Below are 24,599 nucleotides of genomic sequence, written 5' to 3'. Positions count from 1 at the left end.
AATCAAGATCGTAAGTCATGACTGATTTATTTATGGATTCTTGTGTTATTCTTCCAATATGTTACCATACAACTCCGACAAAACGTCTCAAAATTAAATAAATCAGCTATAATCTTTCTTTCGGCTTATATATTCTTGATTTCAACGGAAAGGTTACCCCGTCACAGTATCCATAGATATTTACTGACACTATTACATTTTCTATTTTTCCTAGATTTCCTATATATTGTCTTTTTACATAATCTGTCTTTTCTCCCTTTTTCCTATCCCCTGTTTCATCTACTATCGCTACTATTTCTCTCCCTTCTAGTATCTCTAACAGAATATTTAATCTTCTTTTTTCTAAGTCTTTTAACTCCCATGGCGAATCTGTTATAAAATGCAATAGTCCTTGCTCATTTTCTAATCCTAATGATGATGCTATCGCTGGCAAGCTTTTTCTTTTTATATCACTTAATATTCCCACCATTAGGTATTTAAAAGCTTCATAAGCTCTCACATCTGGAAATATATCTTTATACAGTTCACTATACGTGTCTACACATTGTACTGTCTTTTTCGCTTCTCTTACCTTCGTCATACTCCCTCCAAGCTTTCCAGCCTTTTATCTCCATTCTAATTCACCCATTTTGATGAAAGAGGGATAGATTAAATTATTTATGCTTGTGATGATTGACTCAATTTGCTTAAAATATTGGCAACTTATCTAAGTTTAACCTTGAGTTTATTCCATATTTTCCAGTCAATAAAATGATTTCTTCCACCTCTACTTTCCGCCAACATCAAGAAATTTTAGCCATTGCCACCCAGAGCAAAAGTCTCCATAATTTCACCAGCAAAATTCAGGCGGTAGTTCAACATTCCGGCGTTAAAACAGGACTTTGCACCGTATTTGTACGCCACACTTCCGCCTCGTTAATTATTCAAGAAAATGCTGACCCCGATGTGTTGACGGATCTGGCTATCTTCTTTTCCCAATTGGTGCCAGAGGATGGCCGTCGTTACCGCCATAGCACGGAAGGTTTGGACGATATGCCGGCCCATATCCGGTCTGCGTTAACTAAAACTAGTGAGCAAATTCCCATTGTCAATGGTCGTTTAGGCTTGGGCACCTGGCAAGGAGTTTTTCTTTGGGAGCATCGGCAACGGCCCCATCAACGGGAAGTAATTGTCCACGTCAGCGGTGAGGTTTAAGAGGTCATTCCTAAAGAAAATATGAAGAAGAGAAGAAATTTAGTTTTTATGGTGGAGTGGTAAAAATTGAGTGTTGTAGATGAGCAGTTTACCCAATGGGCACTGGTTAGCTAATGGGGTATAAGGTAGAAGGCTATCACAGCAAAGATTAGGAGGACTTAGGTGAGCATCCTGATTAACTGACAAAAGAAGTGAAAAGCAGTCTAGGTGGGGATTGTAGAAAAGAGGGGAGGTCGCGTTCTAGGATTAGATACCACTCAAAACCTGGAACGCTATGCATAATCACTCCCCCCTCTACCATGGCCTGAAGGCTTGGCTGAGTCAAGTCAGCCTCTGGGCTCATCAAGGTCACCTCACTACCTGCATCTTGATGATTGTGGCCTTGATACAAGCTGGCGAAATCAATCTGACCCGCTGGGTGCCGCATCTCCCTAGTCGAGGACTCTACGCCCAAAGTAAACAAAGACGGGTGCGACGCTGGTTGGATAATCCCCGCATTAACGTCCATAAACTCTATCAACCCCTGATTAGTGCCGCTTTAGCCTCTTGGCAGGAAGAATGCCTATACCTAAGCTTAGATACCTCCATCTTCTGGGAGAGCTATTGTTTAGTGCGAGTTGCGGTGGTTCATCGAGGTCGTACCTTACCGGTAGCCTGGCGGGTTTTAGCTCATCCCAGTGCCAGTGTGACGTTCAAGGACTATCAAGGGGTTTTACAAAGGGCATCCCGTTGTTTACCCGAGGGAAAAAAGATAGTGCTGCTGGCAGACCGAGGCTTTGTCCATCTGGAGTTGTTGAAGACCCTGACGAGGCAATGGCGTTGGAGTTATCGTATCCGTTTGAAGCAAAATACTTGGGTCTGGCGTCAGGGAAAGAGGTGGCAACGTCTGAAGGACTTTCATTTCCAGTGGGGGCAAGCCCTCTGCCTTCACGGTATCCGTTTACATAAGAGCCAATACTATGGTCCTGTGCACCTTATTTTTGGTCGCAATAATTGCAACGGTGAGTTTTGGGCGATTCTCAGCAATGAACCCACTAATCTTCAGACTTTTGCTGAATATGGCATGCGCTTCCAGATTGAAGAGAGCTTTTTAGATGACCAGTCCAATGTCTGGAATATCCAGAAATCACAGATTCGTTCTGTCTGTGCTTTTTCCCGATTATGGTTTCTCCTGGCCGTCGCCACTTTATTTGCAACCGCACAAGGGTTAACGGTCGTTGAACATGGCCACCGTCGTTGGGTCGACCCCCATTGGTTTCGCGGCCACAGTTATTTACGTCTCGGTTGGGATTGGTTGAAGACTGCCTTCTACAATGGATGGCCCATTATCCATCAGGTCGCTTTTTTCTCCCATCAAGCCCCTCAACCGGCTATGGCTTCCCTTCGTCAGCACCACCGCCGCCTTTATGCCCTTGAGTTTACTCTCCAGGTCTATTCCTACGAGTCCTCTTAAACTTTTGTCAGTCAATCAGGTTGCGTAGTCACAGGCGAATGTCTTAAAACTACGCGGCTCTTTACCAATTGCATCCTGTATATCAGAAGAAACCACTGCTGCCTCATTGCGTTGGTAGTGTGCGTAATCCTCAATCAGCCCGTCTACTTGCCAAGGTGGCATCCCAATTTTGAGCAGTTGATCGCGCATTGCTTCAGATGGAATATTGACGAATGTAATCTGACGATTGAGCGCAGCCGAGAGTTGTTCTGCCATCTCAGCATGAGTCAATGCCTGTGGTCCGGTGAGGTTGTAAATCTTTCCCTCATGCCCTGTTTCTGTTAGAGCAACTACTGCAACTTCTGCAATGTCGCGCACGTCTACCACGCTAACCTTTGCATCGCCGATCGCTGCATAAAAGGCGTTTTGGCTCGTGATTGTCGATTTAAATTTTAATAAGCCCTGCATAAAGAGATTGGGACGTAGAAACGTGTACGTCATTCCTGATGCTTGAATTGCCGCTTCGACTGCGGCATGGTAACGCAAAAAGCGCACGGGCGAATGGGCGTCGGCTGCAAATTGCGATAGTTTGACGATATGCTTGACACCACTCTGACGAGCCGCATTGACAAACGAAAGTTGTTGGGCTTCTGCGTGTTCTGTAGAGTTCGTTAAGAGAAAGGCATGGTCTACTTCAGTCAGCGCCTCCAACAAAGTCTCAGGGCGATCAAAGTTTCCCTCCACCACTTCAACATTCGGGAGTGCAATCTCCTTTGTTCGATCATGGTTACGAACCATGGCGCGGACTGGCACGTTCTGCGCTGCGAGTCGTTTGACAATCTCTGTACCGTTGCTGCCAGTTGCGCCAGTGACTAAAATCTTCCGGTCCATTGAAAACCTCCTGATGAGTGTGTTGTAGTTAAGCTTTAAAGTTTTGTGGGCAGTGCTCACCCTATTGGCTGCGATCTTAAGCAGCTTCTGTCTATGTGCCTGTAGCAATACCAGAGCAAATTTGTCGCATCAGTTCTAAGCAGAAGGGCGGCACTTCATAACGCCTTCTTTTTGGGTGTTGGCATTGGGATTACTTCCCATCGCTCGAACGGCGATCGTAGGTTCATAACCGGGATAACAACGGATGAGAACCGTATCTTCGGCTCTGGTCATATACAGTACATAAACAGGTCTACCGCCTAAAATAGCCGGGACAAGGTCAGGGGGGAGAGCGGCTGTTGAAACCAGTGTTGACTGATTTGAGGAGCCTAAATCTGGTATCTCAGATAGGGCAGGATTTGCCCGAAGAGATTGTAAACAAACCATCACCAATGCTGTAGCTGTGACTAACAGGATAGAAACTTTAGAGAATCGCTTGAACATGGTTGATTTTACTCTTGATACTTTTGATGCTACGAAGGCTCGCCAACAACAAGCAAATGTGGAAGGTAGAAACCACTCAACAAGCGTTTGCAAACAGTTTCTAGTTTTCAAAATTCACTTGCCTTATAATCACAATGTTTTCAGCAAACAGTAAAACAATGATTAGCCGCGAAAACGATCCTAAAAAAGCATCCATCGCCCAGTTCTGACTTTGAACCTCCCAAATCATCCCAATAATAGTGAATCCAATCACCAACGAGGATAGGATGACCGATGAATTGCGGCTGCGATAGAAGCGGATTGTCCTCTCCCGCAAAAATGGATTGAAAATACAAGCGATGTAGGACGCTCCTGCATTGATCAACAAGCTGGTTTGAAGACCCGAAGGCAGGTTTGGGTATCCAAACGCGATCGCTGTCAGGCAAACTCCCAGCTCAAGATACAGGAAAGTAAACAAGGTAGATCGTTTCATTATTTCTTCTCCGGTGACGCTTATTCTCTGTACCAAATCCGCACACATTGAAAGCAATTGATTGCAAGGCCCTGACTGATCGTCACTGGGTAGAAGGCATGACTGGTCTTCACGCCGTAGTCACCATCACCGGTGCCTTCAATTTGATCGGGTAAAACAACAGTTTCAACGTTGATTACCTGTATCGTTGTGCTTTCGATCCACTGATTTACGCCACTCACAACCTCCGAGAAGGATTCATACTCGGAAGGTCCGCCGAAGGGTCCCCGTTCAGTAATTCGAGGCGCAAAATCTTTGTGCTTAATCATTTGATTCACCATCTAAAATTGCAGAGTTAACAATCGATTCAAGAGACCATCATGATTGGGTTTGTTTAGCGCTACAAAAACCATTGGGTCAGCGGAGGAACCAGGTAGCGGAGCGAGAACGCTTCCCAGATCGCGCCGATGATGAACAGTGGGAGCGTGGCCAGGCTCAGCCAACCGAGCTGTTGCAGCCCACGGACGTAACCCTGACGATGGTTCCGAGCATCAATGGTGGCGGGGCGAACCCAAGACCGACCAAGGATGTATGCGCCAAACATCAAGAGGGCGTAGGCTTGGAATTCGATGAGTATCGTCAGCGAGTGCGGGATCAGTGCCACCGCCATAACCTTGGTAGACGGGGCCATGGCTAAACCTAAAGTGAATGCTTTATACGCAAATATGGCAATGCCAGTGAAGGGAACGAGCAGCGAAGGGAGCACGATCCGCAGCGCGCAGGTCATGACGTTGACTCCCAGGATAGTCAGCGCGAAAAGCCAGGGGTTATTGAATAGAGATCGAACAAGATCCGCCGTTCCGTTGTCTTCTAGGATGGCTACCCGAGTTGCGCTCAGGTTGGGGAAGAGCATCGCCGCTACCATCCCAGTGAAGACCAAGCCATACAAAATGGCGTTGATAATGAGATAGGCGCGAAAATTGGCGCGAATGATCTGGAAGGGTTTGCGAAGCAAGCGGATATGTCTTACTCCATGCTTCGGGTGAATAAGGCGCTTTTTGGCGATCGCTTTGCGTGACATGTTTTTAGTTCCAATGTTTGGTGATGGATGCAGTGATGCTCAAGAGTGATAACTGCCGCGTAGAGCAGCACTGTCGATGATGCAAATAAGGAATTTCTAAATCCTTGGTTTTGGCGATGGGGGCTAGAGGACGCAGCGATCACCCTCTGCTGGGAGTTCAAGGTCGATCAGGTAGTTGGCGACGATCGCATTGACGCAGGGGCTGGTGCCATCCATAGCGATGGTGTGCTGCTCTCCCTCGACGGTGAGCAAGGTACCGCCGAGCGACTCGGCTAGACTGGCTCCAGCAGCGTAGGGGGTGGCCGGGTCACCAGTGATGGAGATAATCAGCGTGTCGGGTAAGCCCTCAACATTCTGAGCATGGGGAAAGCCAAGGGTCGGTTCACTGGGCCAGAACTCGCAGGCGTCGCGGGTGACACCTTCGACGGATCGTCCGGTATCAAGAAAAGGGTTAACGTCGAAGATCTGGCGGCGCAGTTCTGCCTCCTGCCCAGGGGTGCGGCGCTCCTCGTCGTTACAGTTGATGGCGAGCTGGGCATCGACCAAGTTGCTCTCCAACCCTTCAACGATAAAGTCGTCACTGAGAGCGAGGAGTTTGTCGCCTCGGCCCTCGTTTTTGAGCTGGGCGATGCCGTCAATAATTCGCGGCCACGCCTCGGCATTGTAGAGCGCCCCGAGGACGCTGCCAGTGCCATACAAAAAATCCAGGGTGCGCCCCTCGCCCGCTGGCACGGGGTTATCGATCAGCGGCTGGAACAGATCTTGGAACACAGCGGTGGCCTGCTCGGGGTCGGTGCCCAGCGGACAGTCTGAGCTCTGAGCACAGAACTCGGCCATCAGCTCGAACGAGCGCTGGAACGCGGCATGGAGCGCTAAACGGCGCTCCGCGCTGCCCTGCCGAGGGTCGAGCGCACCGTCGAGAACCATCGCCCGGACGTTCTGCGGGAACATCTCAGCGTAGACCGCGCCCAATCGGGTGCCGTAGCTTCGCCCCAGGAAGGTCAGCTTTTCGTCGCCGAGGGCGGCGCGGAGCACGTCCATGTCCCTGGCTACATTGCGGGTGCCAACGACGGCAAGCACCTGCTCACCACCCGACCCATTGGCGCACTTCTCCATCAACTCGCGGGTGTCGTCGGCACTCCATTCTCCCGACGTACCCAACAACGTCGTCTGGTTCTCGCCCCGGTCGTTCTCTTCGTCGGTGAAGCAGTTGATGGCCGGGGTCGAGGCTCCAACCCCGCGAGGGTCGAACCCAACCAAGTCGAACCTTTGAACCATGGGAGTCTTCTTCAGAGCCACTGCGGTGAAGGGGGTTTGAATCGTGCCCGAGCCTCCAGGCCCGCCAGGATTGAGCACCAGAGAGCCGATCCGCTGGCTCGGCTCACCTTGGGCGGGCAGGCGCAAGACCGCGATTTGCATGGTCTCACCCTCAGGTTCGTCGTAATCTAGCGGTACCTCCAGGCGACCGCATTCAAATGGATCAACGTACACTTCTGTCTCGGTCGCATTAGTCGCAAAGCTTTCGCAGGAGCCGAACGTCAGCTCCTGGTTGTAGAATCGCTCCAGTCCCGCCGCTGGCTCTTGGGCAGACTGTGTCAATGCGGCAGGTGCCCCAGCGAGGACAAGCAACATCATTACTGTGCCTGTTAACAAGCGCCTGACGTAGGTCTTGGGAACGCGCATAATTCTCCTCCTAATGGAAGCTGTTGCTCTTGAGTCGTACGTGAGTCGGTCACGATTTCGTGAGCTGTTAGAAGAAATTTGAGACATAATGGTGAACGCTTTGCCATCCAGCCCATCTGGCAGGGTGCCTGGGGCCACGACACCTGCGGTCCCCCTATCCGGTCGCCAGAAGATGCCTCAGCCGACGAGGGCCAGCACGGCATGAACCGTCAGGTGGGCGATCATGGCGGTTTCTAACCCGTAACGCCAGAACAAATACCCCGCAACCCCTGCAAACAAAGAATTTTGGATCAGCAAGAACCCTAGTAGTGGTGGGGTTAACGGCAGTTCTAGGGCGATCGCAGCGGGCAAGTGGGCCATAGCAAACACTAGGGAGGAGACGGCAATGGCGACGACCACCCATCGGGTCTGGGGTTTACCCTGGCGCTGCTGCCCAAATCGCCAGCCCAGCCATAGCAGCAGCGTCATCAGTCCCCAGCGGATCAAAATTTCTTCGGTGATACCGCCGTAGAGAAATCGCACTAGCAGCGGCGTGGGCTCAGCCGCTCCATAGGCGGGTGGCAGCAGCGGGCGAGACAACAGGGCGATCGCCGTCATTAGTGCGCCGCTGATCAACCCACCCAGCACGCCGGGCAACAGTTGAGGAACCATGGCTTTCGGCCACGATCGCCCAACGGCTAAAGCCTCTGCCCCCGGTGTCATTAGTCCTAGCTGGGGAGTCAAGAGCACGCCTATCAGTACCGCTGCCGATACCAAAACCGTGGGCTGTACCAGCACCAGCAGTCTGACCACGGCGGCAGGTGGGGCACCCTCTGGGAGCAAGGGCAAAGGCAGCAACCCCAGGGACATCACCCCAGCCATGCCTGCCAACCACAGCAGCCCAAACAGTCGCAGCCTAGCGTTCTTATGCTTAGCCATAACTCTATCCTCAACGTCATTCCAGAATTGTTTTCAAGCCTTTGCGATCGTGTGGTTATACGGTGCAGGTCGCCCCTTCATCGGGCAGTTCGAGGTCGATGATGTAGTCAGCGACGATGTCGTTTGCTGATGGTTTTACGAACTGACGAGATTACCAACGACCACTCCGATGGCTTTAGGAAACGAGTTCGGATGCCTTATCGCGTTTGAACACCTTGTAGGCGATCGCCAGAAACATGAGTACTGCAGCCAGCATCGCTAGCGTCCCGTAGGTGGCGTGATATTCGCTGATGGTGAACAGAGCGGGTGAGGGCAAGGCACTTTCAGTGATGTTGAACAGGAGTGACCCGCCGATGTTGTTCGCGAAGTGTATGCCGATAGCGAGTAAAAATAACGGCTGACACGATCGCCAGAAAAACGCGGTTGCTCCAGATGGGGCTCGCGCCCTGCACGATGTATCCGCGAAAGAAAAGCTCCTCCGTTGTCGTCTGAATCGCGGTGAGAACGAGCGCCAGCGGCACAAAAAGCGCAAATGCTGTGAGGCCGGAGTTGAAGGAGAAGGTATCCGGGTAGAACAGATACTGTCCCAGCCCACCGATCAGGCAGTACGGCACAAACCACGCCACGAATCCATGACCGACCCGATGCCAGTCTATCCGCTGCCGCGCTGTGACGAGTGTCCGGGGGAGCGGCGGTGGACGAGGGAGACAGCCATAAGGACCCCCGCGAAGAAGCACAGGAAACTCGCCATGACAAACAGGTAGTATTCCACAAGCCCGAGCCCCGAGGTGTCTGCCTGGCCGCCGAGCGTGAACGCAGCTAGTACGTTAGCGCCACTGCCGACTATCAGCCACGCAAAGAGGATGATCATCAGCCCCAGAACATACCGCCACCCCCGATACTTAGCCCACCGGGCAGCCTCCACGTAGGTAACTTTTTTCGCTTCTGCGATGATTCCCTGCGTTCTTTGGATATTTTGCATATTCATCTCCGTTTTTTTGCTCTTGTTGCTGACTTCAATTGCCCATCGGTTTAGGGATCGACAGGATCGCCGACTGCCCCACCAGTAGCTATGTGCACGGCGCGGGCAATCTGCCCAAGCCGGTTGCCGAGCGAGGCGTGATCGACTCCCGCCATCAGAGCAGCACTGACGTCTTCACTGATAACGCGCACGACTGCGGTGGCCGCGGCGGCGTGCAGACGCACCTCGATATCGTCAGGCGATCGCCGCAGCCGGTCTGCGATGATATCGACCAGAGCGCGCTCTATTTGGTCGTTGGTCATCAGCCAGGCCATTCGCAGATCCGGCTCTTTTTCGGCTAGTACGGTCATCTTAATTACAGCCTCATCAAAGGACTGCTGATCGGAATCTTTAGTACGATTCTTGGCCCACTCGACGAGGTGATCTTCGAGGGAGACGTCGCGAGGCCAGCGGACCAATAGCGCCACAAACTCCTCGCCATCCTGCGCCAAGACCGGCTCGACACAGCTCCCCTTATTGCGAAAGTACCGCCAGAGGGTGCGCACCGAGAGACCCACTGCAGCAGCGATTTGCTCGCCGGTCGTGGCAGCGACGCCTTGCTCCCAGAACAAACGCGCCGCCTCCCGCGAAATCTCCAGACGTATCCGCCGCTGCCGCTGCTCACTCATTCCTCCTGGCCTGTGCTCATTCTTTGTCATATCGTTGGTAGCGCTCCCCCCCCCACAGCAGTCTTTCTTTTAAAAATTTGTCACTAAGTGACAATATAGCGCTTGGTGACACTTTCGACAAGGGGCTGTTTGCTAATCAGCACGTTGAATTTGAGCCAGTAGCTAATCAAACTCTGGAAATGCTGGCCAGGGAATGACATCTGAGAGACTCCGCCACAGTCGGCAGGGGTGAGGTCACCCCCGCAACAGACACTGTCAATGGGATTGTTAGGCGCTGTTTATATACTTTCCGTACAGGTCAGTCATCATTACGACAATGTCCTTTGTGTTGGTGATAACGCTCCTATGCTTTGACCGGTTCCCTTCAGAACGCACTGGCCGTCGGTCGGACTATGATTTCATTCACGTCAACATCATCGGGTTGGGATACGGCGTACAGCACCGCTCTCGCGATCGCCTCTGAGGTAAGGGCAGTTTTACGAAGTTCTTCTAACAAGCCTTTGGATGACTCATCGGTGATATCAGAGCCAAGCTCAGTATCAACGACACCCGGAGAAATAGTAGTAACGCGAATATTTTGTGATTCCTGCCGCAGTCCTTCAGAAATTGCCCAAACCGCATACTTGGTTGCACAGTAGACTGCCGCAGTGGGTACTACCACATGGGCACCAATGGACGCCGTATTGATGATTTGACCACCCCCTTGCGCCTCCATAATTGGCAGTCCCGCTGCGATACCATTCAATACGCCCCGAATATTCACATTAATCATGTTGTCCCATTCCTCGATTTTCAGGGCATTCATTGGCGATAGGGGCATTACGCCTGCATTGTTAAAGATGACATCAACGCGGTTAAATTTGTCTTTGGCAAACTCAACAAATGCTTTCACATTTTCGCGATCAGTGACATCGACTGCTTTAAATTCTGCTGTGCCACCGGAGGCATGAATTTGCTCGACTAGCTTCTCCAGCCTGTCTGTCCGCCGTGCCCCTAAAAGGACTTTTGCGCCATTTTGGGCGAGCAGTTTTGCGGTGGTTTCACCGATACCGCTACTGGCTCCAGTAATAGCAATTACTTTGTTTTCTACATTCAACATGGTGAGTTTTCCTTTTGTTTGAGTTTCCTTGGGTTTTAGTCAGTGTGAATTAAAGGAACATGTCGCCAGAGACTTCAATTCTCTGAGCATTTACCCAGCGGTTATCTTTGGAGAGTAAAGATGCGATCTCCCCGCCAATATGATCAGGAACACCCACTCGACCTAACGCGGTTTGCGAAGAGATAAGGGTGTAATTAACTTGAGTGTAATGAGTTCCAATTCTCAAATTCTTTCAGATTCTTCTCGTAATTTATCAGATTCTTATGATATTTTCAGAAGTCTTCGAAAACTTCCAAATACAGGCAGCCACTAATCAGGCAGGATTTTATTGAAGAGTATCAGTTGGCCCCTTTTACGGCTTCAACCGACCATTGGTAAAGACTTTCGAGACTCAACCAGAGATGGTAAATTTGCCCTCAAGAGTCTGCTGCAATGACTTTTCATACCAATCGTTCATAACGTTGTCGCGCTACCCCCAATGATAAAAACTTAGGGAAAGGGCTAGATAGGCCAAGGGACCCGGTTCCATGACGATGATGTTAAAAGTCGGCTATCCCCATAGGAACCGAGTCCCTGAGCAGCGGTTTATCTTTAGAGCAATATTGTACTTCTCTCTCAAGGAATAAATAAGGAGTTGTGTCTTGAAATTCAAGGAAGAGTCAGAATTTCTACCCCTTCCTCAGTCACAGCAACGGTGTGTTCAAACTGAGCTGAAAGTTTCTTGTCTTTTGTAATCACAGTCCAACGATCTGCAAGAAACTTAAGAATACTCGTTCCTTCATTTAGCATCGGTTCAACCGTAAAAGCCATTCCTGGACGCAGCTTTAGCCCACTGCCTCGCTGACCATAGTGAGGAATTTGAAGCTCTGTATGCATTTGCCTGCCAATGCCATGCCCAACCATATCTCGAACAACTGAGAATCCCTTCGCCTCGGCATAGGCTTGAATTGCAGCGCCAATATCACCAATTCTTGCCCCGGGCTTGATTTCAGCAATTCCTCGCATCAGCGATTCTTGAGTGGCTTCAACCAGCTTCCGCGCTGTTGCGGATACATTACCAACCAAGAATGTTTTAGACGTGTCGCCATGGTAACCGTCTAAGCGTGGCGTCACATCGATATTGATAATATCTCCGTCTTTAAGGATTTGCTTTGGATTCGGAATTCCGTGACAAACCACCTCATTAACACTGGTGCAAATTGAACCTGTGAATGGAGGATGACCAGGAGGTGCGTAGCCAAGCGTGGCACTGATTGCCCTATGAGATTGCATCCAACTCGTCGCCTCGTCGTTTAGAGTTTGCGTACTCACTCCGGGTTGCACCATTGATTCAAGATGGTTGAGGAGATTCGCCGCAAGTTGCCCAACCCGCCGCATCTTGTCTAATTCTCTACTCGAAAGCAAGACGAGTCCGGGATTGACTTTTGGTTGGACAAGATCTCCGGCGATTGAGAGCAAATTTTGACGGTTCATAGATGAGGCCTTGATTAATCGTGCTATGCCATGCTAGCACAGCACGGCATAGCACAACACAGGCTAGGCTATTACTGGTATCTTGGAAGCAAGAAAACCAGAAGTGAAACTCAAAATGGGTGGCAAAACAGACTTGGAGCGAGTGGTTGCTTACGTTCCTCCAGAGTTAAAGCAAGAACTGGAGGAGTGGGCACAGACAGATGAACGATCTGTCTCTTGGCTGGTTGCAAAACTAATTGATAAGTCTTTGCAAGAACGCCGAAAACAGCGAAGCGCTTCGGAAGTAGTCAATATGCGCTGAAACTAGAGTTCTTGTTGAGTATGCTGCTCTTATTGTATTTACATTGACTTAGCTCTCAAGCGGGGTATGCCTGCTGATTGACAAAAAAGGCCACTCGAGGGCTGACCTCCTTCTGCATCTGCCGTCGCACAGTGTGATCGAAGTTTTATGGGCTATCAAGCCCCTCTCGGTCGCTATGACCATGACATAGATGCGGTGACCCCGTACCCAACGCTTGCTCTAGAGTAAGCAATGCTCGCTCACTTCGAAATTAGCAAAGCCCCGTTTGTTTGCCCGAGCGAGAGCTGATCCAGTGGCTGTGGCGGAGCCTGAGACGAAGGGGTGAGGCGGATCTCAATTCTCCCCGCTCCCAGCGAATCATCACTTGCCCATTCTCCAGCCCCACCACCTCAAACTCCTGGCCATTGCGTCGCCCCAAGGGATCGTCATTGCGCCTCCACCTCAGGCTATTTCGCCCACTGCAATCTCCATCTCCTCCACCTTATACACCGACTTCCGCCGAATCTGAGCTGGATCCGCATTCAACGCGGCCCTAAATTGCCCCCGCAGCATCAGCCCATTGCTGTGGCTATCCGTCTCCAGCGCCTCCTAGCGCTGCCCCTTTTCCAACCCCCGCCGCTTGTATCCCTCTTCCGTCAGACTGAGGGATATGAAAGCGCAAGGAAAAAATAACCGTGCTTTGGGTAAACGCGGCGGTGATTTCATGGAAAATAAATTTAGGTTAATTGTTTGACCTCAAAGGGTTTATGAGGGGACGTCATCATTATTGTGGTGATACCAACCAACTAGGCTTGATCCACCACTACAGTCTGATTGTGATCGTCTTCCGGATTTTGCCCTGACCGCTTGCGCCATTCCTGGGCCAAAATGCCATACTTAGGCGCACAAATCATGGTTATGACAAACAGCGTTGTCAGCAGGACGACAATCATGCCCCCCGTCGAGACGTCAAAGTGATAGCTCAAATAGGTGCCGAGCACACAGGATAGGACACTGCTGGCGACGGAGTACCACAGCATATGGTCAAAGCGATCGCTGAGTAGATAGCCAATGGAACCTGGTGTAACCAGCATGGAAATTACTAAAATAATCCCCGCCGTTTGCAAGGCGGCCACAATGGTAAGGGCCAGAACCGACAACAGCGTGTAATACATGACATGGGTGCGCAGACCGATCGCCTTGGCATGGTTCGGATCAAAACAAAACAACAGAAGATCCTTGCGGCGCAACAAAATCACTATCAGAGTGATGGATCCGGCGATCAGAGTTTGGATAATGTCTTGTTGAGAAATACCCAGCACATTGCCAAACAGAATATGGAACAGGTCAACATTGCTGGAAATTTTAGTCACCAACACTAGGCCAAGGGCAAAAAATCCCGTAAAGACAATGCCAATGACGGCATCCTCCTTTAACCGCGTTTTAGACTTGACGTAACCGATCGCCACCGTTGCCCCAAAGCCAAAGGTAAAAGCCCCAATGGCAAAGGGAATATTCAGGGCATAAGCCAGCACCACACCGGGGACCACCGCATGGGAAATGGCATCTCCCATTAGGGACCAACCTTTGAGGGTGATGTAACAGGAAAGCACCGCACACACCAGGCCGACAAAGGCACTCACCCAAATTGCCCGGATCAAAAACCCATATTGCAAAGGCTCCACCAACCAATTCCACCAGGAAAAGGCCACCACTAACTGACTCACGCATCTACCTCTGTCGTTTCAAACATCTGATTCAGGCTCATCACTGGTAGCCCGCCAAAGGTCAGTTCTAAATTTTCTTTTGTGAAGGTTTCCTCGGTTTTCCCCTGGGCCAAAATGGTGCGGTTGAGCAGAATGGTGTGGTCACAGAAGGTGGAAATGGAAGCTAAATCATGGGTAGAAATCAGAATGGTGTGGCCCTCATCCCGCAGTTGCATCAATAAGTCGATCATCCCCTTTTCCGTTTTCACGTCAACCCCGGTAAAGGGCTCATCTAGGAGAATTACCTTGCCTTCCTGGGCCAAGGCCCGGGCCAAAAACGCCCGTTTCTTTTGACCGCCGGAAAGTTCCCCAATTTGGCGATCGCGATATTTCACCATGCCCACCCGCTCTAGACTTTCCATCACCAAGCGACGGTCTTTGGGACTGGGAATGCGTAGCACATTCATATGGCCATAGCGCCCCATCATCACCACATCAAACACACTGACCGGAAAGTTCCAATCCACTTCGTCAGCCTGGGGGACGTAGGCCATCAACTGTTGTTTTTGGGCCTTTTGCACCGGAAAACCACCGATGCGAACCCGTCCCTGACTCGGTTGCAAAAACCCCATAATGGATTTGAACAGAGTCGATTTACCACTGCCATTGGGGCCCACTAGGGCAGTAATGGTGCCAGGTTCAACGGTGCAGGTGGCATTGTAAAGGGCCAAACGAGCGTTGTTATAGGTAACGCTGACGCCATCAACGGATATATCGAGACGGGGGAGAGTGGTTGGCATCACAAAAGAGGGGTTCAGGTTTTAGGGAGCGGTCAATCGTCAACATTGAGTTGGGTTGATTAAGAAAAACTCAACACTGAATAAAAGGCAAAACTTTTGTCATTGTTTGGCATTAGCACCGGCCAAAAGACCGTTGGCAATCACCCGGGCATCATATTCCAACAAATCCAAAAAGGTGGGTACAGGGCCTTCCTCTGTGGAAAGGGAATCAACATAGAGATTGCCGCCAAAGCGAGCGCCGGTTGCCTGGGCTACCCGTTTTTGGCCCTTGTCACTGACGGTGCTCTCACAAAAGATTGTTGGTACGTCATTGGTTTTCACTTCCTCAATCACGGTTTGCACCTGTTTGGGGGTGAACTGTTGTTCGGCATTGATTGGCCACATGTAAATCTCTTCCATGCCATAGTCCCTGGCCAGGTAAGAAAACGCCCCTTCACAACTGACCAAAAATCTCTGCTTGGCAGGCACCTGTTCCAAATCGGATGCCAGTTGGGTATCGATCGCCTTTAACTGCTCGCTATAGGCCGCCGCATTGGCGTTGTAATATTCGGCATTGTCCGGGTCAAGTTCGACGAAGGCTTGGCGGATATTTTCCACATAGACCAGGGCATTGCGGGGCGACATCCAGGCGTGGGGATTGGGTTTATCGGTATAGGGACCTTCGGCAATGGGAATCGGTTCAATACCTTCCGTTAGCACCACAGAGGGCACATCCTTGACATTGCCCAAAAATTGCTCGAACCAACGTTCCAGATTCATGCCGTTGTAAAGGATTAAGTCTGCGTCCTGAGCTTTGACAATGTCACTGGGAGTCGGCTCATAACCGTGGATTTCTGCACCAATGCGAGTGATGGATTCCACCACTAACTTATCTCCGGCAACATTCTGGGCCATGTCGGCCAGTACGGTGAAGGTGGTTAAAACTTTCTTTTTCCCTTCGTTTTCCGCTTGGACTTCGGTGGTTACTTCTGTCACCTCTTCCCTGGGAGCATCGGATTTAGTAACTTCTGCCGTCCCACAGCCAGCCAAACAAAAGGCGATCGCTAAACCAGATGCCAGCAGTCCTCCCCGGGAAGCAAATGATATTGCCATAGTGATAACGGTCATTTCATGATCATTTCATTTTTCATTATCGTCTCATAATTGACGCAAAAATGGGGAGTTAAAATTTCTTAACTTTTGGCAACTGGTGGACCAGTAGGTTTTTTATGATCACCAAAGTTCCATTCGGTAAATTTTATGTACTTGCTAAGCTGTTTTTTAGGCGATCGCCGACATGAAATAAAACAATTTTCTGAAGAATACAGATACTATGCACAACCGGATCATTATCAATCTAGATATTTGTAACGGTAAACCCAAGCATTGTCGTTCAACACCTCTGATTTTTATCGCTCTTTCCTGAGTCTGGAAGACAATCGTTTGACTTTATTCCATAAAATCCTTACTAGAATAAAAATTCAGGATTCTTCCAACGTGAAATACAAGGGCAAGATTTTTTATCAAGTACACATCTTAAAAGCCTTGCTATCAAAGACTTCTGGCGACTCATTTGAAAATTTGCTTACTAGACTGATAAATGATAAAAGAGAGGTAACCTAATTAAAGACTAAAAAAAGTTTTTATTTTGTACTAGTGGTCTGGGGAAATCTCACCTGAGTCTTAAGTCCCCATGAAAGTAATCAACAGCGAAAACGATCAGTATCAGTTACTGATCGCCAGCGAACAGATTTAATAGTTATGTACGGTGCCACATTAAATGACGTGATGCCAAATTAGTGTCATCTCCCAAAACCTTTACCTAAAGGGGATTATAGCAACTTACTCTCAGAACCGTTGTAAGTAGCACAGTGACAAATTCAATGACGCATTCCATCTTTGTGACAAATTAGTTGTCGTCTTTGCAAAAAGCCCCTTTTTAGATGGGTGACAGATTTGCTGTCGCTTTTTTATTTGCGCGCTAAGATAACATTATGTTTTTATCAGGAGGAGCAAGTGAAGGGCTTAGAGAAAGACAATCTTGCTATTCCCCAGGAGCTGCCGGAAGAGGCCCAGCTAAAGTTAGAGGTCATACAAACTCTGCTGGAGCCCTGTGACCGTGGGGCCTATGGGGAAAAGTTGAAGGCAGGTGCCCAACGCCTAGGCATTTCTGTTAGGTCTGTACAAAGGCTGTTTAAGCGGTATCAGGAGGAGGGGATTGCTGTTTTAACCTCTAGTTGTCGTAAAGACAGGGGGCACCACCGTATTGGCGAAGAGTGGTCGGACTTTATTCTCAACACTTATAAAAAGGGGAATGAGGGTAGTCGGCGCATGAATCCTAAGCAGGTAGCCATACGGGTACAGGTTAGGTCCCAGGAGTTAGGGGAGGACAAGCCCCCCAGCTATCGCACTGTATTGCGGGTTTTAGAGCCCGTTATCAATAAGAAGAAGAAAAGTATTAGATCACCTGGGTGGCAAGGTTCCATGTTGTCGGTTAAGACCAGGGATGGTTTTGACCTGGACATTTCCTACAGCAATCAGGTTTGGCAATGTGACCACACTAGAGCTGATGTCTTGTTGGTTGATAAATGCGGTAATTTACTGGGACGACCCTGGTTAACCACCGTTATTGACAGCTACTCCCGTTGCATTGTCGGCATTAATATTGGATTTGATGCGCCTAGTTCTCAGGTTGTAGCCCTAGCCCTAAGACATGCGGTTTTACCCAAGCAGTATGGTGCAGAGTATAAGTTGCACTGCGACTGGGGCACTTTTGGATTACCCCAATATTTGTTCACTGATGGAGGTAAGGACTTTCGCTCGAATCACCTTAGTGAGATTGCGAGTCAACTGAGTTTTGTACTAAAGCTTCGAGACCGGCCCTCGGAAGGGGGGATTGTGGAGCGCCCCTTCGGAACCCTAAACACCAGTCTATTTTCGACTTTACCGGGGTATACCGGGTCCAATGTACAGCAACGACCCAAGGAAGCAGAGGAGGATGCTTGTTTGACCCTGCGGGAATTGGAAAAACTGGTGGTGCGCTTTATTGTTGACCGTTATAACGAGGGAATGGATGCCAGGATGGGTGACCAAACCCTTTTCCAGCGTTGGGAAGCAGGGCTTCCTGGAGCACCACTGGTGTTATCAGAACGGGAGTTGGATATTTGCCTGATGAAGCAAATTCGGCGGCAGGTTCAGCGTGGGGGCTACATACAGTTCGAGAACATTAACTACAAGGGGGAAAACCTGGAAGGTTATGCCGGTCATACGGTGGGCCTCCGCTACGACCCCAGAGATATTACAACTATCTGGGTTTACCAATATGACAAAGATCAGGGTAAGGAGTTGTTTTTAGCCCGTGCCCATGCCCAAGGTTTGGAACTTGAGCAGTTGACCCTAGAAGATGCCAAAACTAGTGCAAAGAGGCTTAGGGAGAAGGCCAAGACCGTCAGTAACACCGCCATTTTACAGGAGGTCATTGAGCGGGAAGCGGCAACGAAGAAACCGACCCGTAAACAGCGTCAAAAGCAGGAACAGGCCTATCGAGAGTTGGAACCTCTTGCTGTTCAAGAAAAGGCTACAGCGGAAGAGCAAATGGCTGTAGAGCCTATGTTGACCGATGCTTCAGATGTCGAGGTTTGGGACTTGGAACAAATGCAAGAGGACTATGGGTGGTAACTATGAATCAAGCACAAACTATTGCAACAGAACTTGGGGATGTCACGAAAGATGATACTCAACTACAGCAGGAGATAACTCGGCTTAATCGTCGCACTGTAGTGCCGCTAGAGCATGTTCGCGATTTACATAATTGGTTAGATGAAAAACGGAAAGCTCGCCAGTCATGTCGCCTTGTGGGGGAGTCTCGTACTGGTAAAACAGTAGCTTGTGATTCCTATAGGTTAAGAAATAAACCCATACAACAGGGACACGAAACCCCAAAGGTGCCGGTGGTTTACATTATGTTGCCAACAAAATGCGGGGCAAAGGAGCTTTTTAAAGAAATCATTGAAGCATTACGTTACAAGGCTGTTCGAGGTACGGTGAGCGATTTTCGTTCCCGAGCTATGGACGTGTTAAAGGCTTGTGATGTGGAAATGCTTATTATTGATGAGGCAGACCGTTTAAAAGCGGATATTTTCCCGGAAGTAAGGGATATTAACGACAAATTAGACATTTCCGTTGTTCTGGTAGGCACAGACTGGCTAGATGCGGTTATTAAGCGGGATGAACAGGTTTATAACCGTTTTCGCTCCCACCGTCGTTTTGGTAAGTTGGTGGGAGAAGAGTTTAAGCGCACTGTTTCGATCTGGGAGGAGAAGGTACTAAAACTTCCTGTAGCCTCTAACCTGACCAGTCCGGCGATGATGAAGATTCTAGCCCGGGCAACAGAGGGCTACATCGGTCGGCTCGATGAGGTATTGCGGGAAGCGGCGATCAAGTCCCTTTCTAGGGGGCATAAGCGAATCGAGAAGGAGTTGTTAGAGGAGGTAGCCAGGGAATACTCATGAGTACGGAAATGGAGCTTAAGCCTTGGTTGTTCCGGGTGGAGCCTCTGCCGGGGGAAAGTCTTAGTCATTTTCTGGGAAGGGTCAGACAGCGCAATCACATCAGTGCTAGCGAGTTAGGTACATTAGCTGGTATTGGTGCTGTGGTATCTCGTTGGGAGAAGTTTCGCCATAACCCTTTTCCTTCTGCGGAGGAGCTAGGGGCGCTAGGTGACCTCTTGGGTATTGATGGGGCTATTTTAAGGGCTATGCTACCTCCCCTCGGAGAAAGTCTGAAAATGGAGCCTATACGCCTTTGCGGAGCCTGTTACGAGGAGTCTCCCTATCACCGGCTGGAGTGGCAGCTTCAATCTACCTGGCGAACGATTTCTTTTTGTTCTGCTAGGGAGGAGAGGGGAATAGCCCAGTTTTGTAACACTTGGGTCTCAATCCTGCGTATTCCATGGGTAGCCTCTTTCCTCGCCAATAAAATATGCTTTGCCATAAACTTAATCGTAAAGGCAAATTCAGAGAGATTTAGATCACAACATTAGTCCCCACGGAGAGGCTAGAAGGAAAAACTCCTATTAGGGTGGTCAGGGTGATGTAGTTGGAGCCATTGCTTAGACCATCAGCGTCAATTTGCACCTGGGTACTAAATCCTAGGCGATTGAAGCGGAGATAACCATCAGCAATGGGGTCTGTGCCAGCGTAATCGAGACTTGTAAATAATTCAGTTAAAACTAACTGATCTTGGTTTCGATTGAAGTCAAGGATTACATCTCCTGCTTCATTTAAAGCTTTATAGACAAACTTATCATTGCCTAATCCACCAATGAGCTTATCCCTTCCCAGTCCTCCAATGAGCACGTCATCACCAAACCCGCCATTGAGAATATCATTTCCTTCTCCGCCATAGAGGGTGTCGTTACCGCCATTGCCTAAAAGAATATCATTGCCACCAAAACCTCGAATTAAGTCATTTTTTCCGGTTCCAAAGAGAAAATTAGCTGCATCATTGCCATCAATGCTAGAGGCTTCGTTGACATCGGTGACAGTAATGACGATCGCCTGGGAATCACTCAGTAACCCATCACTGGCCGTTACCGTAATGTCATAGACGTTATCTGTCCCAATATCTGTTGGATTTTCAAAGTTGGGTGCGGTTTTGAAGCTGACGGCTCCTGTACTGCTGTCGATATCAAAGAGAGCATCATCAACACTTCCCGTTAGGCTATAGGTAATCGAGTCACTTTCTGGGTCAGTGGCGGTGACGGTGTAGGCGGTTCCTGTGCCATTTTCAGCAAAATTAGCGGTTGTACCACTGGTAATCGTTGGGGCTTCGTTGACATCGGTGACAGTAATGGCGATCGCCTGGGAATCACTCAGTAACCCATCACTGGCCGTTACCGTAATGTCATAGACGTTATCTGTCCCAATATCTGTTGGATTTTCAAAGTCAGGAGATGTTTTAAAGGTGACTATGCCTGTATTACTGTCAATGTCAAAGAGGAGATAGTCTCCTGTTGTTTCCAAACCATAGGTAATCGAGTCACTTTCTGGGTCAGTGGCGGTGACGGTGTAGGCGGTTCCTGTGCCATTTTCAGCAAAATTAGCGGTTGTACCACTAGTAATGGTCGGGGCTTGATTAACGTTGGTGACGCTAATGGCTACAGCCTGGGAGTTTTCTAGGGAACCATCGCTGGCGGTTACGGTGATGTCATAGATGTTATCTGCACCGTTGTCCGTGGGGGCTTCAAAGTTAGGGGCGGTTTTGAAGCTGACGGCTCCTGTACCACCGTTGATATCAAAGAGAGCTGAGTCGGTTCCACTGATGCTGTAGATCAGGGTAGTTCCTGCGTCGGGGTCAGTGGCAGTGACGGTGTAGGCGATTCCTGTGCCATTTTCAGCAAAATTAGCGGTTGTACCACTAGTAATGGTCGGGACTTCGTTAACGTTGGTGACGCTAATGGCTACAGCCTGGGAGTTTTCTAGGGAACCATCGCTGGCGGTTACGGTGATGTCATAGATGTTATCTGCACCGTTGTCCGTGGGGGCTTCAAAGTTAGGGGCGGTTTTGAAGCTGACGGCTCCTGTACCACCGTTGATATCAAAGAGAGCTGAGTCGGTTCCACTGATGCTGTAGATCAGGGTAGTTCCTGCGTCGGGGTCAGTGGCAGTGACGGTGTAGGCGATTCCTGTGCCATTTTCAGCAAAATTAGCGGTTGTACCACTAGTAATGGTCGGGACTTCGTTAACGTTGGTGACGCTAATGGCTACAGCCTGGGAGTTTTCTAGGGAACCATCGCTGGCGGTTACGGTGATGTCATAGATGTTATCTGCACCGTTGTCCGTGGGGGCTTCAAAGTCAGGAGATGTTTTAAAGGTGACTACGCCTGTATTACTGTCAATGTCAAAGAGGAGATAGTCTCCTGTTGTTTCCAAACCATAGGTAATCGAGTCACTTTCTGGGTCAGTGGCGGTGACGGTGTAGACGGTTCCTGTGCCATTTTCAGCAAAATTAGCGGTTGTACCACTGGTAATGGTGGGAGTTGCATTACTCAGGAAATAGTTGAGATTGCCGTCACGTTCCCCCACGATCGCATCGAGGTCGCCATCGCCATCGAGATCCGCGAAGGTGGGAGCGCTCAAAACCCCGATATCAATGCCATCGAAGGGGTTAGCTATGCCGGTTTGCTCGGTGTAGACGGGAGCGGTGCTACTTCCTGTGTTTTGGTAGTATTTGAGCGTGCCGTCATATTCACCAATGATCGCATCCAGGTCGCCATCTCCGTCAATATCTGCAAAGGTCGGTGTGCTGTAACGCCCAATATCAATGCCATCGAAGGGGTTAGCCGCGCCTGTTTGGGCGGTGTAGACGGGAGCGGTGCTACTACCTGTGTTTTGGAAGTAGTTGAGAGTGCCGATATTTTCCCCCACGATCGCATCCAGGTCGCCATCGCCATCGAGATCCGCGAAGGTGGGAGTGCTGTAACGCCCGATATTAATGCCATCGAAGGGGTTAGCCGTGCCGGTTTGCTCGGTGTAGACGGGAGCGGTGCTACTTCCTGTGTTTTGGTAGTATTTGAGATTGCCGTAACGTTCCCCCACGATCGCATCCAGGTCGCCATCGCCATCGAGATCCGCCAAGGTGGGGGCGGTGTAATCCCCGATATCAATGCCATCGAAGGGGTTAGCCGTGCCGGTTTGCTCGGTGTAGACGGGAGCGGTGCTACTTCCTGTGTTTTGGTAGTATTTGAGATTGAACTGAAATTCCCCCACGATCGCATCCAGGTCGCCATCGCCATCGAGATCCGCCAAGGTGGGTCTGCTTAAAGTCCCGACATCAATGCCATTGAAGGGGTTAGCCGTGCCGGTTTGCTGGGTGTAGAAGCGGGGAGTGGTGGGGAGGTCGTTGTCGGTGATGCTGACGGGTACAGCGTCGATCGCTATGCCATTGAAACGGGAATCGGTGCTGCTGCTGGTGGCGGTAATCACACCCCGGTGAGGTCCTTCGCCAATGCCATCATCCACTGCCGTGACGGTGACGGTTTGGGGAACATTCCAGTTGGCGCTGGTGAAGGTGAGGGTGGTGACGTTGGTGCTGAGTTGCGTCCCACCATTGAGGGCGATCGTCACATCGGCGCTGGGTTGAACGTTTAGGACTACTGTATAGCTATCCGTGGCTCCGCCTTCGGTGACTTGGGTGTTGCCACCTGTTGGGGTAATGGCGATCGCAGGAACACTCTGGAAGTATTTGAGAGTGCCGTCATTTTCCCCCACGATCGCATCCAGGTCACCATCGCCATCAATATCTGCAAAGGTGGGAGCGCTTAAACTCCCGATATTAATGCCATTGAAGGGGTTAGCTGTGCCGGTTTGGGCGGTGTAGACGGGAGCGGTGCTGCTTCCTGTGTTTTGGAAGTATTTGAGAGTGCCGTTAAGTTCCCCGATGATCGCATCCAGGTCGCCATCGCCATCAATATCCGCCAAGGTGGGAGCGCTGTAACTCCCAATATCAATGCCATCGAAGGGGTTAGCCGTGCCGGTTTGCTCGGTGTAGACGGGAGCGGTGCTGCTTCCTGTGTTTTGGTAGTATCTGAGAGTGCCGTAAGATTCCCCGACGATCGCATCCAGGTCGCCATCGCCATCGAGATCCGCGAAGGTGGGAGCGCTGAAAGACCCGACATTAATGCCATCGAAGGGGTTAGCTGTGCCGGTTTGCTCGGTGTAGACGGGAGCGGTGCTACTTCCTGTGTTTTGGAAGTATTTGAGAGTGCCGTTACGTCCCCCGACGATCGCATCCAGGTCGCCATCGCCATCGAGATCTGCCAAGGTGGGTTTGCTGTAAATCCTGATATTAATGCCATTGAAGGGGTTAGCCGTGCCGGTTTGCTCGGTGTAGACGGGAGCGGTGTTACTACCTGTGTTTTGGAAGTATTTGAGATTGCGGTCAAATTCCCCCACGATCGCATCCAGGTCGCCATCGCCATCAATATCCGCCAAGGTGGGAGCGCTGTAACTCCCAATATCAATGCCATTGAAGGGGTTGTTGCTTCCTGTTTGAGAAATATATACGTTAGCCACAATAATGAAGTTAAGATTTTTAGGATTGGGGGGATTAATTTAAAATTTAATGGCGTTGAGAGGGGACAGGGATGATTCTCTCAGCGCGATCGCTGGATGGGTGTTTCCGAACGGCATAACTCATAACTAACGTATATATACCCAGGAAGAATATCATTCGTGGAAGCATAGATCCGCAAGGTCACCATAATACGGCGGATTCTATGACGAGGTGGTACAATGAGGGACAAATATTCAGGGGAGTTCATCGAAAAGTAAAATGCCAGCTCTATCAGTTGATCTAAGAGAAAGGATAGTCAAGACCTATGAAGGTGGTGGAACCTCAATTAGAAAAGTAGCAGAGCAGTTTCAAGTAAGCAAAACGACCGTTCAGGATTTGCTTAAATTGAAACGAGAAACGGGACA

General features: G+C 49.9%; 23 protein-coding genes. 5 read left to right on the top strand and 18 right to left on the bottom strand.

Annotation, left to right across the window (positions count from 1 at the left end; translation table 11 throughout):
• Positions 1-106: 106 nt before the first annotated feature.
• Positions 107-580: a transposase gene (locus tag H6G45_RS19210; protein WP_199309876.1), complete on the bottom strand. Its 474-nt coding sequence runs from the start codon at positions 578-580 to the stop codon at positions 107-109.
• A 170-nt stretch (positions 581-750) separates the two neighbouring features.
• Here H6G45_RS19210 and H6G45_RS19205 point away from each other — a divergent pair, with 170 nt between their 5' ends.
• Together H6G45_RS19205 and H6G45_RS19200 are read left to right on the top strand one after the other, a co-directional pair.
• Positions 751-1,194, top strand: coding sequence for a secondary thiamine-phosphate synthase enzyme YjbQ (locus H6G45_RS19205; RefSeq protein WP_190599973.1), 444 nt, complete (start codon positions 751-753; stop codon positions 1,192-1,194).
• 274 nt (positions 1,195-1,468) lie between these two features.
• On the top strand, positions 1,469-2,647 hold the full coding sequence (locus H6G45_RS19200; RefSeq protein ID WP_190599972.1) for a transposase: 1,179 nt from the start codon (positions 1,469-1,471) through the stop codon (positions 2,645-2,647).
• 15 nt (positions 2,648-2,662) lie between these two features.
• On the opposite strand, the gene H6G45_RS19195 is transcribed toward H6G45_RS19200, so the two are convergent.
• The 13 genes from H6G45_RS19195 to map form a co-directional block, all read right to left on the bottom strand.
• On the bottom strand, positions 2,663-3,517 hold the full coding sequence (locus tag H6G45_RS19195; protein ID WP_190599971.1) for an SDR family oxidoreductase: 855 nt from the start codon (positions 3,515-3,517) through the stop codon (positions 2,663-2,665).
• 135 nt (positions 3,518-3,652) lie between these two features.
• A complete protein-coding gene (locus H6G45_RS19190; protein ID WP_190599970.1) occupies positions 3,653-4,000 on the bottom strand; it encodes a hypothetical protein in 348 nt (115 codons plus the stop codon).
• 100 nt (positions 4,001-4,100) lie between these two features.
• Complete coding sequence (locus H6G45_RS19185) at positions 4,101-4,472, bottom strand: hypothetical protein (protein WP_190599969.1); 372 nt, start codon at positions 4,470-4,472, stop codon at positions 4,101-4,103.
• Positions 4,473-4,492: 20 nt separating this feature from the next.
• Positions 4,493-4,792: a hypothetical protein gene (locus tag H6G45_RS19180; protein WP_242018275.1), complete on the bottom strand. Its 300-nt coding sequence runs from the start codon at positions 4,790-4,792 to the stop codon at positions 4,493-4,495.
• Positions 4,793-4,851: 59 nt separating this feature from the next.
• The gene (locus tag H6G45_RS19175; RefSeq protein WP_190599967.1) at positions 4,852-5,532 is read right to left on the bottom strand and encodes a stage II sporulation protein M; all 681 of its coding nucleotides are present in this window, start codon (positions 5,530-5,532) and stop codon (positions 4,852-4,854) included.
• A 123-nt stretch (positions 5,533-5,655) separates the two neighbouring features.
• Positions 5,656-7,215 carry an alpha/beta hydrolase gene (locus H6G45_RS19170; RefSeq protein ID WP_242018274.1) on the bottom strand — a complete coding sequence of 520 codons (1,560 nt, stop codon included), beginning with the start codon at positions 7,213-7,215 and terminating at the stop codon, positions 5,656-5,658.
• Positions 7,216-7,392: 177 nt separating this feature from the next.
• The gene (locus H6G45_RS19165; RefSeq protein ID WP_190599966.1) at positions 7,393-8,133 is read right to left on the bottom strand and encodes a CPBP family intramembrane glutamic endopeptidase; all 741 of its coding nucleotides are present in this window, start codon (positions 8,131-8,133) and stop codon (positions 7,393-7,395) included.
• A 175-nt stretch (positions 8,134-8,308) separates the two neighbouring features.
• Positions 8,309-8,449 carry a hypothetical protein gene (locus tag H6G45_RS19735; RefSeq protein ID WP_242018273.1) on the bottom strand — a complete coding sequence of 47 codons (141 nt, stop codon included), beginning with the start codon at positions 8,447-8,449 and terminating at the stop codon, positions 8,309-8,311.
• Between the two features lie 7 nt (positions 8,450-8,456).
• Positions 8,457-8,759: a CPBP family glutamic-type intramembrane protease gene (locus tag H6G45_RS19730; protein ID WP_242018272.1), complete on the bottom strand. Its 303-nt coding sequence runs from the start codon at positions 8,757-8,759 to the stop codon at positions 8,457-8,459.
• Between the two features lie 26 nt (positions 8,760-8,785).
• Positions 8,786-9,115, bottom strand: a complete 330-nt coding sequence (locus tag H6G45_RS19725) for a hypothetical protein (RefSeq protein ID WP_242018271.1) — start codon at positions 9,113-9,115, stop codon at positions 8,786-8,788.
• Positions 9,116-9,165: 50 nt separating this feature from the next.
• Positions 9,166-9,783: a TetR/AcrR family transcriptional regulator gene (locus H6G45_RS19155; protein WP_190599965.1), complete on the bottom strand. Its 618-nt coding sequence runs from the start codon at positions 9,781-9,783 to the stop codon at positions 9,166-9,168.
• A gap of 364 nt (positions 9,784-10,147) precedes the next feature.
• The gene (locus tag H6G45_RS19150) at positions 10,148-10,882 is read right to left on the bottom strand and encodes an SDR family oxidoreductase (protein WP_190599964.1); all 735 of its coding nucleotides are present in this window, start codon (positions 10,880-10,882) and stop codon (positions 10,148-10,150) included.
• 648 nt (positions 10,883-11,530) lie between these two features.
• The gene (gene map / locus H6G45_RS19145) at positions 11,531-12,355 is read right to left on the bottom strand and encodes a type I methionyl aminopeptidase (protein WP_190599963.1); all 825 of its coding nucleotides are present in this window, start codon (positions 12,353-12,355) and stop codon (positions 11,531-11,533) included.
• 115 nt (positions 12,356-12,470) lie between these two features.
• Here map and H6G45_RS19935 point away from each other — a divergent pair, with 115 nt between their 5' ends.
• Complete coding sequence (locus H6G45_RS19935) at positions 12,471-12,656, top strand: CopG family transcriptional regulator (protein ID WP_190599975.1); 186 nt, start codon at positions 12,471-12,473, stop codon at positions 12,654-12,656.
• A gap of 785 nt (positions 12,657-13,441) precedes the next feature.
• On the opposite strand, the gene H6G45_RS19135 is transcribed toward H6G45_RS19935, so the two are convergent.
• From H6G45_RS19135 to H6G45_RS19125, 3 genes are all read right to left on the bottom strand, one after another.
• Complete coding sequence (locus tag H6G45_RS19135) at positions 13,442-14,362, bottom strand: metal ABC transporter permease (protein WP_190599962.1); 921 nt, start codon at positions 14,360-14,362, stop codon at positions 13,442-13,444.
• Positions 14,359-15,141, bottom strand: a complete 783-nt coding sequence (locus H6G45_RS19130) for a metal ABC transporter ATP-binding protein (protein ID WP_190599961.1) — start codon at positions 15,139-15,141, stop codon at positions 14,359-14,361. Before H6G45_RS19130 ends, H6G45_RS19135 begins: the two co-directional genes overlap by 4 nt.
• A gap of 99 nt (positions 15,142-15,240) precedes the next feature.
• Positions 15,241-16,233, bottom strand: coding sequence for a metal ABC transporter substrate-binding protein (locus H6G45_RS19125; RefSeq protein WP_190599960.1), 993 nt, complete (start codon positions 16,231-16,233; stop codon positions 15,241-15,243).
• Positions 16,234-17,136: 903 nt separating this feature from the next.
• Between H6G45_RS19125 and H6G45_RS19120 the strand changes: the two genes are divergently transcribed.
• Together H6G45_RS19120 and H6G45_RS19115 are read left to right on the top strand one after the other, a co-directional pair.
• Positions 17,137-18,798: a Mu transposase C-terminal domain-containing protein gene (locus tag H6G45_RS19120; RefSeq protein ID WP_190599959.1), complete on the top strand. Its 1,662-nt coding sequence runs from the start codon at positions 17,137-17,139 to the stop codon at positions 18,796-18,798.
• A gap of 2 nt (positions 18,799-18,800) precedes the next feature.
• Positions 18,801-19,631: a TniB family NTP-binding protein gene (locus H6G45_RS19115; RefSeq protein ID WP_190599974.1), complete on the top strand. Its 831-nt coding sequence runs from the start codon at positions 18,801-18,803 to the stop codon at positions 19,629-19,631.
• A gap of 513 nt (positions 19,632-20,144) precedes the next feature.
• Here the strand turns inward: H6G45_RS19115 and H6G45_RS19105 are convergent.
• Positions 20,145-24,194, bottom strand: a complete 4,050-nt coding sequence (locus H6G45_RS19105; RefSeq protein ID WP_190599957.1) for an FG-GAP-like repeat-containing protein — start codon at positions 24,192-24,194, stop codon at positions 20,145-20,147.
• Between the last annotated feature and the right edge of the window lie 405 nt (positions 24,195-24,599).

It is taken from the genome of Synechocystis sp. FACHB-383, assembly GCF_014698605.1.
Taxonomy (GTDB): domain Bacteria; phylum Cyanobacteriota; class Cyanobacteriia; order Cyanobacteriales; family Microcystaceae; genus Synechocystis; species Synechocystis salina.
This window is presented reverse-complemented; position numbering and strand designations above follow the sequence as displayed.